Source organism: Alicyclobacillus vulcanalis, assembly GCF_900156755.1.
Taxonomy (GTDB): domain Bacteria; phylum Bacillota; class Bacilli; order Alicyclobacillales; family Alicyclobacillaceae; genus Alicyclobacillus; species Alicyclobacillus vulcanalis.
Map to the genome: position 1 here is coordinate 248,832 of NZ_FTOO01000001.1, position 15,373 is coordinate 264,204.

13 protein-coding genes are annotated in these 15,373 nt (G+C 59.4%); 7 read left to right on the forward strand and 6 right to left on the reverse strand.

The window, feature by feature from the left end; translation table 11 throughout:
* Window positions 1–12 precede the first annotated feature (12 nt).
* The gene (locus BW934_RS01200; protein ID WP_076344230.1) at window positions 13–1,272 is read right to left on the reverse strand and encodes a beta-ketoacyl-[acyl-carrier-protein] synthase family protein; all 1,260 of its coding nucleotides are present in this window, start codon (window positions 1,270–1,272) and stop codon (window positions 13–15) included.
* A gap of 191 nt (window positions 1,273–1,463) precedes the next feature.
* Here BW934_RS01200 and fabL point away from each other — a divergent pair, with 191 nt between their 5' ends.
* Genes fabL through BW934_RS01220 form a run of 4 tightly spaced genes read left to right on the forward strand, consistent with a single transcriptional unit; the run spans window position 1,464 to window position 3,904 of the window.
* Window positions 1,464–2,240 (forward strand): enoyl-[acyl-carrier-protein] reductase FabL, encoded by a 777-nt coding sequence (gene fabL, locus BW934_RS01205; protein WP_084182401.1) that lies wholly within the window; start codon window positions 1,464–1,466, stop codon window positions 2,238–2,240.
* Between the two features lie 54 nt (window positions 2,241–2,294).
* Complete coding sequence (locus BW934_RS01210; RefSeq protein ID WP_076344234.1) at window positions 2,295–2,702, forward strand: acyl-CoA thioesterase; 408 nt, start codon at window positions 2,295–2,297, stop codon at window positions 2,700–2,702.
* A complete protein-coding gene (locus BW934_RS01215) occupies window positions 2,699–3,466 on the forward strand; it encodes an SDR family NAD(P)-dependent oxidoreductase (protein ID WP_076344236.1) in 768 nt (255 codons plus the stop codon). Before BW934_RS01210 ends, BW934_RS01215 begins: the two co-directional genes overlap by 4 nt.
* A 9-nt stretch (window positions 3,467–3,475) precedes the next feature.
* Window positions 3,476–3,904, forward strand: coding sequence for an SRPBCC family protein (locus tag BW934_RS01220; protein WP_084182436.1), 429 nt, complete (start codon window positions 3,476–3,478; stop codon window positions 3,902–3,904).
* A gap of 601 nt (window positions 3,905–4,505) precedes the next feature.
* Here the strand turns inward: BW934_RS01220 and BW934_RS01225 are convergent.
* The gene (locus BW934_RS01225; RefSeq protein ID WP_076344240.1) at window positions 4,506–5,981 is read right to left on the reverse strand and encodes a potassium/proton antiporter; all 1,476 of its coding nucleotides are present in this window, start codon (window positions 5,979–5,981) and stop codon (window positions 4,506–4,508) included.
* Window positions 5,982–7,096: 1,115 nt separating this feature from the next.
* Here BW934_RS01225 and BW934_RS14945 point away from each other — a divergent pair.
* The 3 genes from BW934_RS14945 to BW934_RS01245 all read left to right on the forward strand — a co-directional run bounded on the left by BW934_RS14945 (window position 7,097) and on the right by BW934_RS01245 (window position 10,898).
* Complete coding sequence (locus BW934_RS14945) at window positions 7,097–7,684, forward strand: DUF58 domain-containing protein (protein WP_268757221.1); 588 nt, start codon at window positions 7,097–7,099, stop codon at window positions 7,682–7,684.
* Window positions 7,681–8,859 (forward strand): DUF4129 domain-containing protein, encoded by a 1,179-nt coding sequence (locus tag BW934_RS01235; protein ID WP_076344244.1) that lies wholly within the window; start codon window positions 7,681–7,683, stop codon window positions 8,857–8,859. Before BW934_RS14945 ends, BW934_RS01235 begins: the two co-directional genes overlap by 4 nt.
* Before the next feature lie 794 nt (window positions 8,860–9,653).
* Window positions 9,654–10,898, forward strand: a complete 1,245-nt coding sequence (locus BW934_RS01245) for an MFS transporter (protein ID WP_076344246.1) — start codon at window positions 9,654–9,656, stop codon at window positions 10,896–10,898.
* Between the two features lie 167 nt (window positions 10,899–11,065).
* Here the strand turns inward: BW934_RS01245 and tnpB are convergent, their stop codons facing one another.
* The 4 genes from tnpB to BW934_RS01265 all read right to left on the reverse strand — a co-directional run bounded on the left by tnpB (window position 11,066) and on the right by BW934_RS01265 (window position 15,235).
* A complete protein-coding gene (gene tnpB, locus BW934_RS15420) occupies window positions 11,066–11,218 on the reverse strand; it encodes an IS66 family insertion sequence element accessory protein TnpB (protein WP_076344248.1) in 153 nt (50 codons plus the stop codon).
* A gap of 206 nt (window positions 11,219–11,424) precedes the next feature.
* Window positions 11,425–12,456, reverse strand: coding sequence for a 3-deoxy-7-phosphoheptulonate synthase (gene aroF / locus BW934_RS01255; protein WP_076344250.1), 1,032 nt, complete (start codon window positions 12,454–12,456; stop codon window positions 11,425–11,427).
* The gene (locus BW934_RS01260) at window positions 12,453–13,610 is read right to left on the reverse strand and encodes an acyl-CoA dehydrogenase family protein (RefSeq protein ID WP_076344252.1); all 1,158 of its coding nucleotides are present in this window, start codon (window positions 13,608–13,610) and stop codon (window positions 12,453–12,455) included. Before BW934_RS01260 ends, aroF begins: the two co-directional genes overlap by 4 nt.
* Before the next feature lie 20 nt (window positions 13,611–13,630).
* Window positions 13,631–15,235 (reverse strand): AMP-binding protein, encoded by a 1,605-nt coding sequence (locus tag BW934_RS01265; RefSeq protein WP_076344254.1) that lies wholly within the window; start codon window positions 15,233–15,235, stop codon window positions 13,631–13,633.
* Between the last annotated feature and the right edge of the window lie 138 nt (window positions 15,236–15,373).

Here is a 15,373-nt window from a genome sequence, read left to right on the forward strand (position 1 = left end):
GTTTTACGCGCATTAGAGCTCGGCTTTTTTCCAGATGAGCACGCCGTTTTGGCCCCCGAAGCCAAACGACGAGCTGAGCGCCGTGCGGATGTCCGCGCGGCGGCTCTCGTTGGCCACCACGTCCCGCGGCGCGATGTCTTCCTTGTCGTCGCAGTGCAAGGTGGGCGGCAGCCAGCCCGTCTCGAGCGCCTTCACGCACGCGATGGACTCAATCGCTCCCGCGGTCCCCAGCATGTGTCCGACCGCGCCCTTGATGGAACTCACCGGAATGTCGTCGATATGCGCCCCAAACAGGTCGCGCAGCGCCGTCGACTCCGCCACGTCGCCCGCTGGCGTCGCGGTGGCGTGCGCGTTCACGTAGTCGATCTCGTCCGCCGCGAGCCCCGCGCTCCGAAGCGCCCGCACCATCGCCAGCTTCGCGCCGTGTCCGGACGGATCGGGCGACGTCTCGTGGTAGGCGTCGTTCGACGTGCCATAGCCCACCAGTTCGCCGTAAATCCTTGCGCCCCGCGCCAAGGCGCCTTCCAGCGTCTCCAGCACCAGCACGGCCGCGCCTTCGCCCATCACCATGCCCGTCCTGTGCTTGTCAAACGGCCGGGACCACGCGCTTTTGTCCTCCGGCCCCTCCGTCGCGAGCGCGCCCGCCGCCCGCAGGCCCGCCAGGATGGCCGGGCTGAACAGGCACTCCGCACCGCCGACGATGGCCATGTCGATCTCGCCGAGCCTCAACCAGTAACTCGCCTCGCCAATGGCGTTTGCCGACGACGCACAGGCCGTCGAGTAGGTCACGACCGGCCCGTGGATGCCATAGCGCATCGCAATGCCAGCCGCAGCCGCATTCGGGATGGACTTCGGGACGAGCCTCGGGCCGACGCGCGTCGACCGTCCCGACGCCAGCCGGTTGGCCCCTTCCTCCAGCGTCTGCACGCCCCCAAACGCGCACCCGATGGAAATGCCGATGCGATCCCGCTCATACGGACCAAACGCGCTTCCGTCGCCAAATCCCGCGTCCCGAAGGGCCTCCGCCGCCGCGACCAGCCCCATCTGGGTGAAGCGGTCGCTGTTTTGCACCTGTTTCTTGTCGAGATACGCCGCTGGATCGAAGTCGCGGGCCGCCGCGACGACCGGCGCCCACGTCCGAAGCAGCTCGTCCTCCGTCTCGCGCACGGCCGATTTGCCGGCGACGATGTTCTCCCAAAACGTCGAAACCCCGACCCCGAATGGCGTCACGGCGCCCATTCCGGTGACGACGATGCGCGTCTTGTCCGCCATGAAGGTTCTCCTCTCGCTGTCAGACTCGGTATGAATCCGATCCGCCCGCACAAATTTATGACTTGGTGCTAGTTCACCTCTATGATACCACGTCCGCAACCTTCCGGCGATGCGATTCGCTGGGACAACGCGTCAAACGTCTGCTATCATGGGAGCGAGAAGTTTTCGGACGTCGAATGGAGGATGGCAAGTTGGCGGAAACCCATCGAGCGCCCCGGCGCTATGAGGATAAAGTCGTCGTTGTGACCGGCAGCTCCCGCGGCATCGGCCGCCGCCTCGCCCTGCGCTTCGCAGAAGAGGGCGCGCACGTCGTGGTGAACTACTTCCGCAATGGCGATCTCGCCCGCGAAGTCGTGGCCGAGATCGAGCAAATGGGCAGGCGGGCCATCGCCGTGCGGGCCAACATGGCTCAGGAGGAGAAAATCGTCGGCCTCTTCGATGAGGTGCGAGAGGCGTTCGGCCGCGTGGACGTCTTCATTCACAACGCCGCGTCCGGGCGCAACCGCTCGGCGCTCGAGGTGGATACCAAAGGATGGGATTGGACCGTCGATGTGAACGCCCGCGCATTTCTCGTCGGCGCACAGCAGGCGGCAAAGCTCATGCCCGAGGGCGGCGCGATGCTCGCCATCTCGTCGTTCGGGGCGGATCGCGTGTTCCCCTACTATCTGTCGGTCGGCACGAGCAAAGCGGCGCTGGAAGCCATGGTTCGCTATTTTGCCGTGGAGCTCGGTCCGCGCCGGATCAACGTCAACTGCATCTCCGCCGGCGCCGTCCTGACGGACGCGCTCGGGCACTTTCCAGACATGGACGAGACCCTGCGCAAGCTTGAAGAGAAGATGCCGTATCACCGCATGGTCACCCCGGACGACGTGGCGAATCTCGCCCTATTCCTCTGCTCGCCCGAAGCCGAGATGATCCGCGGTCAAACCGTGCGCGTGGACGGCGGCGTCACGCTGGTGCTGCCGTGACAGACGAAAGGAAACAGCCCGGCGCACGCAGGATCCAACATTGAGGTGGCTGACATGGAAGGGTTTCGCTATCACTACGATCTCGAGGTGCGCTGGTCCGAGGTGGACGCCCAGCGCATCGTGTTCAACGCCAATTATCTGATGTATCTCGATCTCGCCTATCAGGCGTTTTTTCGCGACGAGCTCCAATTGTACGACGATGTGCCCACGACCGTCATCGCCACGTCGACGCAGACCTTCCTCAAGCCGGCGCGCTGGCGGGACAAGCTCGCCATCTGGGTGCGGCCCAAGCGCCTCGGCAATACCAGCGTGACGCTCGAATTCGTGATGACGCGCGAGGGCGAGCCCATTTTCCGCGCCGAGACGGTGTACGTTCACGTCGACGACAACGGGCGTCCGGCTCGCATTCCAGACCGCTGGCGCGACGCGCTCGCGGCGTATCAGGAGGAGGCGCTGGCATGAGGGATATGGAGGGCCGCGTGGCCATTGTGACAGGCGGCGCAGGCGGGATCGGCAGTGCCACCGCGCGCAGGTTCGCGGAGCGAGGCGTCCGCGTCGTGGTGGCCGATCGCGACGAGGCAGGGGCCAAGCGCGTCGCCGACGAGATCGCAGCGGCGGGCGGCGAGGCGGTCGGCCTCTATGTCGACGTCACGGACGAGTCGAGCGTGAACGCGCTGGTGGAGACCGCCGTCGCGCAATTTTCCCGCCTCGACATCATGTTCAACAACGCGGGCGTGTTCGGCGATGGCGCCCGAAACTTCCTCGACGACGCGCCCGATGAGTATTTTCGCGTCGTCTCCATCAACCAACACGGCGTCTTTTACGGCATGCGCGCCGCCGCGCGCCACATGCGGCAGGCAGGGACGGGCGGCGTGATTATCAACACCGCGTCCATCTACGCCTTCATCGCCGACAGAAACCAGCTCCCGTACCACGCGAGCAAGGCGGCGGTGGTGGCGATGACCAAGGCAGCGGCGCTCGATCTCGCCCGCTACAACATCCGCGTCGTGGCCGTGGCCCCCGCCATGGTGAATACAGGCCTCGTCGACCATTGGCGCGAGGACGATCGCGTCTGGGACACCATTCAGCGCGCGCACATGCGCAGGCGGATGGCCGAGCCGGATGACATCGCGCGAGTCGTTGTCTTTCTCGCTTCGGACGATGCGCGCTTCATCAATGGGCATGCCATCTGCGTCGACGACGGCGCGCTATCGTTCAAGAGGTGAATGGGGATCATGTCCAAGCTTCCGGACATCGTGTTGCACGTCGACATCGAGGCGCCTGCGGAGACCATCTGGCCGTATGTGTCGACGGGGGAGGGGCTCGGCGCATGGTTGATGCCGAGCACGCTCCAGCCCAAGGAGGGCGAGCCGTTTGTTTTGCACGCGGGGCCCTACGGCGATTCGCCGTGCCGCGTGTCCGCGGTTCTGCCCCCGACTCGCCTGAGCTTTCACTGGGACGCCCACTGGCTCGTGGAGTTCACGTTGCAACCGTCGGATGGCGGAATGACGCGCGTGACGCTCCGACACGGAGGGTGGGACGATCAACACGTCTCGCACACAGGCCAGTCGCACGCTGTGATTCGCCAGGTGATGGAAAACGGCTGGAGGCGCAAGTTGACCGAAGACCTTCCTCGCGCCGTGCTTGGCTCCTCGGGCGCGTGAGTGGGGAGGACGAATGCGCCTCATTCGCGCGCCTGCGCGTACCGCCAAATACTTGCCATGGGGGATCCTCACGGTAATAGGAGGGTCAATCTGAAGATGAAAGAGCATTCAAACCATGAGGTCATTTGCTCTTATTGTGGTGACAAGATCTCCTCACGGGGAGATCTGGTTACCCTCCTGGCTTACCCACAAATCGTTGATGCGGTTCATGTTCGTTGCTACGGAGAAATGTCGACGAAGAGAATGGGAGGAAAATTGCCACTGAACTCCTCTGGTTCTCTATGGATCATCATCATTTCGGACTTGATATGTTTATATCTGTTCATCACAAGGAGCTATCACTTCGTCTTCATTTTGGTCGGATGTCTAGCTCCTTTTCTTAGGTTTCTGTCCTGGTTCATGGTTGAAAGGAAAATCCGGTAGCAGCACGAAGACGGACTTGACTTCTCGATCATCGACGCCTCCGCGGCGTATGAATACGGACTCCGTCAGCTACGAGGGTAGCTTTGAGTCCGCAGCCATTCTCGCTACAACACCGCGTGATGCGCCCTTCGACAGTCCTGTCAACGCCCTCGTGCCCGCGGCACACTTGCCGCCCACATCAGGGCAGCATCTCCGCCCGCCCCATCAGCTCGGCGCCAAACAGTCTGCGCAGCCGCCCCATATGACGCCTGTCGGACAGAATTAGCAGGTGATCGCCCGCCTGAAGTTCCGTCGCGCCCCGCGGCACGATGACCTGATCGCCCCGCACAATGGCGTAGCACAGCGTGTTTTCCGGAAACTCGATTTCGACCATCTTGCGCCCGACGAGATCGGACGAGGCAGACACCTCCACCGGCGTGACCACCGCGTTTTCGCGCGCGATGCGGACGAGTTCCAGCAACTCGCCAGACGGGGCTCGCTCCAGCAAATCCAGTTTCGCGGCGAGCGGCCGAACGGTCAGCCCCTGGATCAGCGTGGACGCGATCACGACGAAAAACACGGCGTCAAACATGGGCGCCGGGGTGTAAGCCGGCGAGAGCATGGCGGTGAGCACAAGCACAATCGGCACGGCGCCGCGCAGCCCCGCCCAGGAGATCAGGGCTTTTTCCGCGATCGAAAAGCGCATGCCGAGGGTGGAGATCCAGACGGCCGCCGGCCGGGCGATGAATAGCGCAGCCGCCGCGAGAAGGAGGCCCGGCACGAGGATGCCCCACAGGTGCCCGAGCGACAGTTGCAGGCCTAAGACGACGAACATCACGATGTGCATGGTCCACGACAGGCCCTCGTGAAAGCGAAGGATGCTGTGGCGGTGTTCCAACCGGCGGTTGCCCATGACCACCGCAGCGGTGTAGACCGCGAGGAACCCACTGCCGTGCGCGAGGACCGCCACGCTGTAACTGAGCAGCGCAAAGGCGAGCGAAAGCGTCGGGTACAAGCCGCCCGTATCGAGCTTGATGCGCTGGTTGGCGAGCGACCCGATGTATCCCACAACGGCGCCGGCAAGAAGTCCCATGGCCATCTGGAGCGCAAACGTGAGAACGGCGTACCCTGCGGCGTGCCAGGGTTGCCCGATCCCGTGTTCCGACCACTGAATGAGCAGGATAGTCAGGAAGAACGCCATGGGGTCATTCGTACCGGATTCAACTTCTAGCACGTCGACGAGGCGCCGGCGCAACGGCTGACGGCCTAAAATGGAGAAAACGGAGGCCGCGTCGGTCGAACTCATGGCAACGCCGAGCAGGGCTGCTGCGTAAAGCGGCAGGTGGAGCAGGACGTGGGCTGCTTCGGCCATGATGGCTGCGCTCACCAGCACGCCCACGGTTGCAAGCGACAACGCGGGAACCCACACGCTGCGGATGCGTTCAAACGACGTGTGAAGTCCGCCCTCGAACAGGATGAGGATGAGCGCCAAATAGCCGATGGACTGCGCGACGGAGAGTGGGACGCGGGGACCGAGGTTGAGTCCCCCGGGACCGAGTGCAATGCCGATTGCCACGAACCCGATGAGGACCGGGAAGCCCAGACGGTTGCCGAGATGGGCAGACCAAACGCCAGCTAGCAGGATCAAAGACAGGATGAGCAGAAAAGTCTCCATTGTCGCCTCCTTCGAGAAAATCTGAGTTCAGGTGCGGTGCCCAACGGCGACATCGATGCCAGGTGGATAAGGCTAAAACGGTGTTGGATAGGGAGTGAGTCGTGTCAAGGTGTGAACAGTGGAATGATGCAAGGGTTCGAGGAAGAAAGGGACGGAATCCCTAATCCGATTATCCTTAGTATAACACATATCTTTGAGCGCGTAAAGGAAATGCGGACGGAAGGTGTGATCGACGTGGCGAGACTGGGATTCCTTACGACTGCGGACCCAACTATGTGAAACGCGCTGAAATTGCCATTGACGGGATTCTGAAGAATGCTCCGTTTTGCGACTGCGAGAATGAAACGGAAGAATAACAGAAGATAGATCACACGTCGTGGATGCTTCTCGCGCATGGGCCAATGAGCGACAGCAGATCATGTGTCTTGGAACATGGCGCGTCGATTTGGCTCTCGGGAGCGAGTGTACGCTCAAACGCGTGGATGGCCGCGCTGTCGATGGCGACGTATTCGCCGCCGTTGCTCCCTTTGTCGCGACATGCAAATAGCGTTGCCGCAATCTCTTTTGTCAACGATGGCCCGAAAGGCGCTGCTTAGGGGCGAGACGGACAGAACTGCGAACCACAGATCATTGCGAGTTGGGAGATAAAAATGTTTATGATTTCATTGCTGCTTATCGTTCTGATTCTAGTATGGCTTTGGCCGTTGTTATGGTATTCCGCAGTGCAAGGACACGTAGAGTGTGTTCTCAGTTGTTCGAGAGTTGAGTGCGATATCGGAGAACAACTCACGGTGCAATTCGTCATACGGAATCGAGGGTTGGCTCCACTCCCTTTCGTGTTAGTCCATATTCGCCTTCCAGAACAATTATCAGCGAATGCCACAGAACCATGTTCAGAAATGTTTCTGAAGACTTCAATATGGTTCAAATCTCAGGCCAAAGCGATATTCCACGTATACGGGTTTCAACGCGGACCTTGCACCATTTCGGATGTATCGATTATGGGCCACGAAGGATTTGGCCTGATGACGAGGCCTTTAACTTCGGTTGTTAGCTCGGTACATCTGGCAGTTCGCCCCGAGCGAATCACTTTTCAGAAGTATAAGTATGCTTCTATGCTTCACGGAGACTATAGAAGCAACAGGTTGCTAGTACCGGATGAAACTTGGTTTCGAGGTATACGTCCATATGCATATGGAGATCCCGTGAAATATATTGATTGGCGTGCAACGGCTCATCTTGGACATTTAGCAGTCAGAGAGTTTTTTTCAACTATTGAGAGACAAGCCTTAATTATCTTAAATGCTCAAGTTTGTGAGCCCTACTGGTTGAGAACAGATAAACGTTCATTTGAAAGCTTCGTAAAGGAAATTGTAGCATTAACAAATTTCCTCCAAAGCCTGCGTTTCGATGTGTGGTTTTCGACGAATTCGGCCGTCTTGGGAAGAAAGCATCCGCACTATCCCGTAAAACTGAGGCAAACAGGAGACATAAGATCCATACTTGCACATGCTCAACCTTTTGTAACATGTTCTCTTGAAGCTCTGTTTGAAACATTACTGAGACTTGTAGACGTACAAACAAAGCATATTTTTCTATTTTCTGAATGGGAATCGGATAAGCAAAAGAGTTTGATCGAGCAATTAACGCGTAAAGGATTAAGGATAGAAATCATAGATCAAAAAGAGGTGCAGAATCCATGAGCGTCAACAATCACATGAAGTATGACCATCTGAAATGGGTCGATATGCCTAACCATTTCAAAATACCTGCAATCATTGCGAACGGGTTTTCAGGTTGCATAGCGAGCATGATTCTTAACGGTTACTCAAGTAACACCTTACACATATTGTCTTTGTCCATGCCTGTCATTTTATCTTTTACGATTGGCTTTATTCAATGCTACCGCTTAATATCTGTATTCTTATTTATTTACTTGGGTATTGAGTTTTTCATTTCTCTATGGATGCGAGAGTTTTTATACTTTATCGGTGATGTCGTGGCAGGTATTTGGATACTAGCCACCCTTATTGGTTATTTAAAAATAGGTGATGTTGCCCTTGCAGCAAGGAGAGTGTTTCTTTCGCAATCAATTTTGTTAATAATTAGTTTATTCTTGATGTGGGCTGGCCAATGGTATATCGAGGAATCTAAGTTCTGGACATACATTTTGAGTGTATGCGTCATGATGTTCCAATTAATTTTTATGAGGAGAATTCACAGGCTGCCGTTCGAGAACGATTACAAAAATGATTATTGGATGGTCATTGTCGCCTTGTTGTCACTGCTTGGTCCTTTGGGTATCATTCTTTGCGCTGTTTTTGCCGCAATCGTAGCAGGTTTAATTTTTGTGCTAGTCTTATATCCTCTCATAAGTCATGTTTTTGGTTCAAGTTTGTATTCTCTGTTCATCCGAGTGATGCGAACTTCAGAAAACCATCGATGGTTTCACTTGTTGAATAGTCAGGCCTCTGATCACAATGTTTTTTTGATTTTTTTGTGGATGGTCCCAATTTTCTTGCTTTTGACTGCAGTATTACTGTTTGTCATTCGCCAGGCCCATGTAGCGGTTCAGTTTTCTAGCGAGCAGCGAACAGGTGGTGTAATATGGCAATTTGAAAAAATCAATCACGGGTTACGCTTCGTCTTAACCGATCATCCAGTTCGGCTATCGTATCAAAAGTGGCTAATGAAATTGCATCAGAGAGGCCTTACGATTGAAAAGACGGAAACACCGCGTGATTTTCTTGCTCGCGTTGCCAAGGAAGGTCTCCAGGACGATGGAGTGGGACTCACGCGCGAATACGAAAAAGTGCGCTATGGCATTGAAACCACGCAGGCCGTCCGAAATCGCTCGCAAGGCCGGTATTTGAGCTAGTCTTTCGACAGCGCAGCCAGAAACTTTTTGTGGAAATGATTGCTGTGAACCGATTTGGCAAGAGTACAGTGTTGGTTTTTATGAAGCGCGGACGGTCCCAGGGTATTGAGCGTCTGTGATGTGGTCACCGTGAGATTCGTCAGTGAACATGTCATGGATGAGCAAGGTGTATCTCACCATGCGCCTCATGACGAACGACGTCTCACGGTCATTCAAGGACTCCTGGAAGGCCGACTTGCGTTGATTTAAGCCGCCGAAGTCCGACAACCATCCAATCGGCAAGTCCTACGCATCAAGGAACGCGTTCGCGAGGAAGGGGAAAAGTGCGTGATTCATCGAAATCGCGGACTTCATCCGCCACACGCCCTTCCGGATACGCTCAAGCATCCCATCGTGACGCTCTATGCTTCGGGCACGTATCAACGCTCGCACGATAGCCACTTCATCGAGCTCTTGGCCGGAGGCGAACGCATCGTCGTCAGCGTCTCCACCGTCCGCCGCGTCCTTCGGACTGCTGGCTTCGCTCCTGTCTGTCCACAAGCACCGTCCGCGCAAGCGTCATCGCACCCGTCCTCGCAAGACGCAGGCCGGGCTGCTTTGGCAGATGGCGGCCGCCGTGCAAGGGTACGGCTGGCGTCAGAACGCGGTCACGGTGACATATGCAAAAAACGCAAATGACGCCCGTTCAGGTCACATTTCACTAACGCTTGACACATAAAACCAATCTAGTTGACATGGATTTTTATTGATTTCATAATTCAATAAATATTTATCATGTCCAAAGGAGATCTTCGATGACCAAACATCTTATCCCTCCTCCTGGTCTGACACGTATCTTCGCCATCACGCAAATGATCAGTTCCGTTGGCGACGGTGCTTACTACGTCTGTGTGGCAATGTACTTTACGCAGATTGTCGGCTTCTCACCAGCGGAACTTGGCAGTGGCCTCACTCTCGCGTGGGTGATCGCCCTACTTGCGGGCGTGCCAGTGGGGCACCTCATTGATCACTACGGACCGCGGCGCATGGGAGTGCTACTAGCCATTGGTGCCAGTCTTGCTATCGGATCTTATATGTTGGTCGGCTCGCTCCCGCTGTTCATCATCGCGGCATGTGTTTATACCATCTGCCAGCGCGGTATGTCAGCAGCCCAGCAAGCATTTATTGCCGCAGTCGTGGATAAGTCAAAGATCAGCGAGACGAAGGGCTTTATTCAGTCTACGTTTAATATTGGCCTGTCGACCGGTGCTGCGATTGGTGGTGTGGCTTTACTCATAGGCAGTCGAAACTCGTATCTCATCGTCCTAGCCTTGGACGCGGTCAGCTTCCTCGTTTACGCATGGATGATGCTTGGACGACTGCCTGCGGTGGCACGCATTGAGAGTAGCCGTTCGAATCAACGGCGATTTACGGTGCTCCGGGACAGACCGTACATGCTTATTTCGGTAATCAACGCTTTCCTGATGTTACACATACCACTCATTGATGTGGCGTTGCCCCTGTGGATTGCTCGCTGGACCGCCGCGCCACATTGGATCGTCGCATTCCTGTTTTTGCTGAACACCGTAACTGCCGCGTTGTTCCAAGTCCGCATTTCTCGTGGAGTGATCGATATGGCCAGTGCAACCCGGTTCGTCCGCCTGGCTGGTGTCATCCTACTGTTTTCCTGCTTGGCGTTCGCCTCCTCCGCAGGCATGCCGTCGTTGTGGGCAACAGCCTTGCTGGTGCTTGCCGCAATATTGCAGGTCCTAGGAGAGATGGTACAGTTCTCTGGGACATGGACGATCAGTTTCGGTCTGGCGCCGGATGGTAAACAGGGCGAATACCAAAGCATCTTCGGTAGTGGGTTAACCGTAGCTGAACTAATCGGACCGCTTGTGCTTACCAGCTTGGTCGTCTATGGAGGACCGATCGGTTGGATCAGACTCGGCGTAGTGTTCTTGGTGGCGGGCTTCTCAATGGGACCGGCCGTACGCTGGGCCGAGCGCGCGAGGCAATCGATGCAAGTTGTGCAAATCAATACAAACACGCAATCATAAGGTCCTTCAGAATCCTGGCGGTTCATTGATCCTCAAGGCTAGCAGGATTTCTCTCCCCAGCCAGTTCAATGTTCGCCGCGCGATGAGCACCGGCTTCTTATCGCCTGTCTCCGGCCAAGCGAAGCGCCCCTGCTCTAAGCGCCGATCGACCGTACAGCCAAAACCCGTTATGCGACCACTGCTTTGAGCTTGTCCCGTTGCCGATTGCAGAACACAAAGAGACACGGCGAAAAAGGATCGAGCTCAAACCACGCCTGAACGACCCACGCACGTCCGTCGATAGACTTGTGCATATCCGTGGCACCGCAGGCGAGATACATGCGGTACTCCGAAGTCCAGGCGAACGTTAGCAAATGCGCATTACGAGCTGAATGAGCTCCGCGAGCGTGGAGGCGTCGTACCCGGGACGGACGTCGATCTCCACCGAACCGCGATGCGGAGGGTCAAGAGCGAGCGGCTCGCGTCCGACGGTGAGGATGTCGTCACCGCGGAGCAGACAGCAAAAAAGGGGCGCCATCGCGCCCCGTCACACCTCGACCATCTCCCGCGCGCTCGCGCCTTCGGGCGATGCCATGAGCGCCGACGCGACGCGGTTCACCTCTTGCACCATGCGGCCGAACTCCTCGTAGTCGATGGTCTGCGCCGCATCGGACATGGCCTTGTCCGGCACCGGATGGATCTCGACGATCACGCCATCCGCGCCAGCGGCCACGCCGGCTCGGGCCATGGGCCTCACGAACGCGCGCTTGCCCACGCCGTGGGACGGATCGACGATGATGGGCAGGTGAGAGAGCGACTTGACCACCGGAACGGCGTTCAGGTCCAGCGTGTTTCGGGTCGCCGTCTCATACGTGCGAATGCCGCGCTCGCACAGGATCACGTTCGGGTTGCCCTGTGCGAGGATGTACTCAGCCGCCATGAGCCATTCTTCGATCGTCGCCGAGAGACCGCGCTTCAGCAGGACGGGCTTGCCGGATCGGCCGGCTTCGCGCAAGAGCGGGTAGTTTTGCATGTTGCGCGCGCCGATTTGCAGGATGTCGACGTACTCGGCGACGAGATCGACGAGACCCGGCTCCATGACCTCCGAGATGATGGGCAGGCCGGTCACCTCGCGCGCCGCGGCCATCATTTTCAGGCCCTCTTCGCCGTGGCCCTGGAATGAGTAGGGGCTGGAGCGCGGCTTGAAGGCGCCGCCGCGAAGCACGTGGCCGCCGAGGCGCTTGACGGCCTTGGCGACGTCGACGATGTTCTCGAGCGACTCGACCGAGCATGGTCCCGCCATGATGGTCACGCCGCCCGCACCCAGCTTGTGGCCGCGCACGTCGATGACGGTGTCCTGCGGCTTGTACTCCCGGCTGGCGAGGGCGTAGGGCCGGGAGACCTCGCGAACCTCCGTGACACTGGCCAGGCGCTCGATGCGCTCCGCCAGGCCTGCTTCCTTGGCCGCCAGCACGGTCACGCCGACACCGGCCGGGTAGAGAAAGCGCACCCAATCTCCCAGGCCCGCTTGTTCCATCTCCCGCCGCAAATCCAGCTTTCCATGGCGAATCACCATCATCTCTCGTCGCTCCCTTCGCGAGCCGCTTTGGCCCGTTCGATCACGTCGCGCGCAATGACCATCTTCTGAATCTCCGACGTCCCCTCTTCGAATCGCTGCATCCGGGCGTCGCGGTAGATGCGCTCCATCTCGCTCGACTTAAAGTAGCCCGGTCCACCGTGGATCTGCAGCGCCTGGTCGGTGACGCGCTGCAGCATCTCGGTCGCAAACATCTTGGCCATCGCGGCCTCCACGGTGATGGGATGGCCGCCGTCGAATCGCCGCGCCGCGTGCAGCACGAGCTGGCGCGCGGCCTCGATGTCTGTCGCCATCTCCGCGAGCCACATCTGAATGACCTGGCGCTTGGCGAGCGGCTGGCCGAAGGTGACGCGCTGCAGTGCGTGCTGGGCGGCGAGTTCGAGTGCCCGCTCCGCAGCGCCGACGCAGGTCATGCCGATGGCGGTGCGGGAGGGATCGAGGAAACCGCGGAACGCCACCTCGAGGCCGTCTCCCTCCTCGCCGAGGCGGTTGGCGACGGGAACGCGGCATTCGCGAAGGCGCAGGTGTCCGTGCTGGGTGCCCGCGATGCCCATGGCCGGCGCCATCAGCTCCACCGAAAGGCCCGGTGCGTTGCGCGGGACGAGCAGGGCGAGCGTGCCGTCGCCGCCAGAGGTCCCCTCGAGCCGGCAGAACAGCAGGAAGTAGTCCGCCACGTCGCTGAAGATGATCATCCACTTTTCGCCGTTCAGGACGTACTCGTCGCCTTCGCGCCGCGCGGTCGTCTTGATGTCGGCGCCGGATCCCGAGTTGGGCTCCGTGAGCGTGAACGTGACGCGGATGTCGCCCGCGATAAACGGCTTCACGAATCGCTCCACTTGTTCGGGCGTCGCCTTCTGCGCGATGGAGCGCCACAGGCTGTTGGCCACGTGCACGATGACGCGGATCGATCCGTGCGTGTGGGCGAATCGGCGCAACAGGTCGAGGTAGTCCGTGAAGGAGAGGCCATGTCCGCCGAGATCGCGCGGGGCCGCAAGCCGGAGATACCCGGCGTCGCGGAGCTCCTGCCACAGCGCTTCAGGGACCGATCCCGTCGCCTCAATGTGCGCCGACCAGGCCCGCGCAGGGCCCGCGATGTACGCGTCGACGTCTTTCTGCCATGCCTCGAGGGTACGCATCTCTACCGTCACCGCCCTTGTCAGCCCGTCTGCTCGGCGCGCTCGCGATCGAGCTTGCGCGCAATGTCCTGGCGCAGCACGTACTTTTGAATCTTGCCGCTCGCCGTGCGCGGCATCTCGTCGATGATCTCCAGCCGCTCGGGCCAATAGATCTTGGCCATGCCGCGTTCGCCGAGGAAATCGGTGATGTCCGACAGGTCGAGGTGCCTCGCGCCCGGTTTGAGCACGACGTAGGCGCAGGCGCGCTCGCCGAGCCGTTCGTCGGGCATCGCGACCACGGCCGCATCGGCGATGTCTGGATGCTGGTACAAAAGGTCCTCAATCTCCACCACGGGAATCTTCTCGCCGCCGCGGTTCACGACGTCCTTCTTGCGCCCCGTGATCCGCAGGTATCCGTCTTCGTCGATCACGGCGAGATCGCCCGTATCGAAAAAGCCATCCTCCGTCATGGCGGCGTCGTACCACTCGGGGTGGTGGAGGTAGGTGACGAACATGGCGGGCGTCTTCACTTGGAAGTTGCCCTCGGTGCCGGGCGGCAGCTCGCGGCCCGCCTCGTCCACCACGCGGATCTGCATGCCGTCAAGCACGCGCCCGTCCGTGCCCCACAGCTTCTCGGGCGGATCGGACGGCCGACCGGCGGTCACAAGGCACGATTCGGTCGATCCCCACGCGCCGACGACGGCGCAGCCCAGTTTCTCGCGCGCTTCCTGGGCGAGTTGCCGGGGGATGGCGGCGCCGGTCGCGATGAAGAGCCGCAGCCCCTTGGGGGGGCGATCCGCCCGGGTGATATCCGAGAGGAACGGCATGGCCGCCTGGACGAACGTCGCGCCGTAGACCTCGATGGCGAGCCGCGCCTTCTCGACATCCCAGGTGGCGTGATAGATGCCGGGTGCCCCGATATAGAAGGAAACGAGCATTCCATAGAGAAATCCTGTCTGGTGAGCGGTCGGGGAGGGCACCCAGATCCGGTCCTTGGACGTGAGCCCGAGCGTGCGCGTGTGAATGAAGAGCGCCTCGGAGAGTGTCCGGTGCGTGTGCAGGACGCCCTTGGGTTCGCCGGTCGTGCCGGACGTGTACAACAGCTGCGAATGGCTGTCGGGGCCAGGCTTTCTCGCCGCGAGCTCGGCGCGCACGGCCTCCGCGTCCGCCTCGGGCGCAAGCAGTCCGCCGAGATCGGACGAGTGCGGATCGCCGGACGCAAGCGGGAGCACGATGGCGTGTTTCACGCGCGGCGTCTCCTGCAGGACGCTTTTCACAAACGGCCGGTAGTCGAAGCGGCGAAACACGTCTGGCGCGATGTAGACGCGGCTCTCGGACGAGTTGAGGATGAAGGCCACCTCGCGCTCGCGCAGCTGCGGCAAGATGGGACACGGCGTGGCGCCGGCCTTCCAGATGGCGAGCGTCAGCGCGACAAACGGCCAGCCGCTCGGCAGCTGATACGCCACGGCCTCGCCGGGCTCCACGCCGAGCGCGAGGAGGCGGGCGGCGATGCGCGTCGCCATCCGGTCGAGATCGCCATAGGTGAGCGTGACCGGCTCCTCGCCGCTGAGGTCGATCACGGCGAGCTCGTCCGGGGTCCGAGTCAGGGTGGATTCAAACTGTTCCAAGAACAAAGGAGCGCTCACGGGCGCCGCCCCTTTCCGCACAAAATTCGTACCTGGTGATAACCATTCTATCACCGCTCGGTCGACGTATTCAACACCAGGTGTTAATATCAGCTTATAAGACCAGGTGCGAAAACATGAGTGCCGCGCGCGGGGGCG

Coding starts and splice junctions, on each gene's coding strand:
- BW934_RS01200 (WP_076344230.1), bottom strand. CDS start 1,272: ATGGCGGACAAGACGCGCATCGTCGTCACCGGAATGGGCGCCGTGACG.
- BW934_RS01210 (WP_076344234.1), top strand. CDS start 2,295: ATGGAAGGGTTTCGCTATCACTACGATCTCGAGGTGCGCTGGTCCGAG.
- BW934_RS01215 (WP_076344236.1), top strand. CDS start 2,699: ATGAGGGATATGGAGGGCCGCGTGGCCATTGTGACAGGCGGCGCAGGC.
- BW934_RS01220 (WP_084182436.1), top strand. CDS start 3,476: ATGTCCAAGCTTCCGGACATCGTGTTGCACGTCGACATCGAGGCGCCT.
- BW934_RS01225 (WP_076344240.1), bottom strand. CDS start 5,981: ATGGAGACTTTTCTGCTCATCCTGTCTTTGATCCTGCTAGCTGGCGTT.
- BW934_RS14945 (WP_268757221.1), top strand. CDS start 7,097: ATGCTTCACGGAGACTATAGAAGCAACAGGTTGCTAGTACCGGATGAA.
- BW934_RS01235 (WP_076344244.1), top strand. CDS start 7,681: ATGAGCGTCAACAATCACATGAAGTATGACCATCTGAAATGGGTCGAT.
- BW934_RS01245 (WP_076344246.1), top strand. CDS start 9,654: ATGACCAAACATCTTATCCCTCCTCCTGGTCTGACACGTATCTTCGCC.
- tnpB (WP_076344248.1), bottom strand. CDS start 11,218: ATGTATCTCGCCTGCGGTGCCACGGATATGCACAAGTCTATCGACGGA.
- aroF (WP_076344250.1), bottom strand. CDS start 12,456: ATGATGGTGATTCGCCATGGAAAGCTGGATTTGCGGCGGGAGATGGAA.
- BW934_RS01260 (WP_076344252.1), bottom strand. CDS start 13,610: ATGCGTACCCTCGAGGCATGGCAGAAAGACGTCGACGCGTACATCGCG.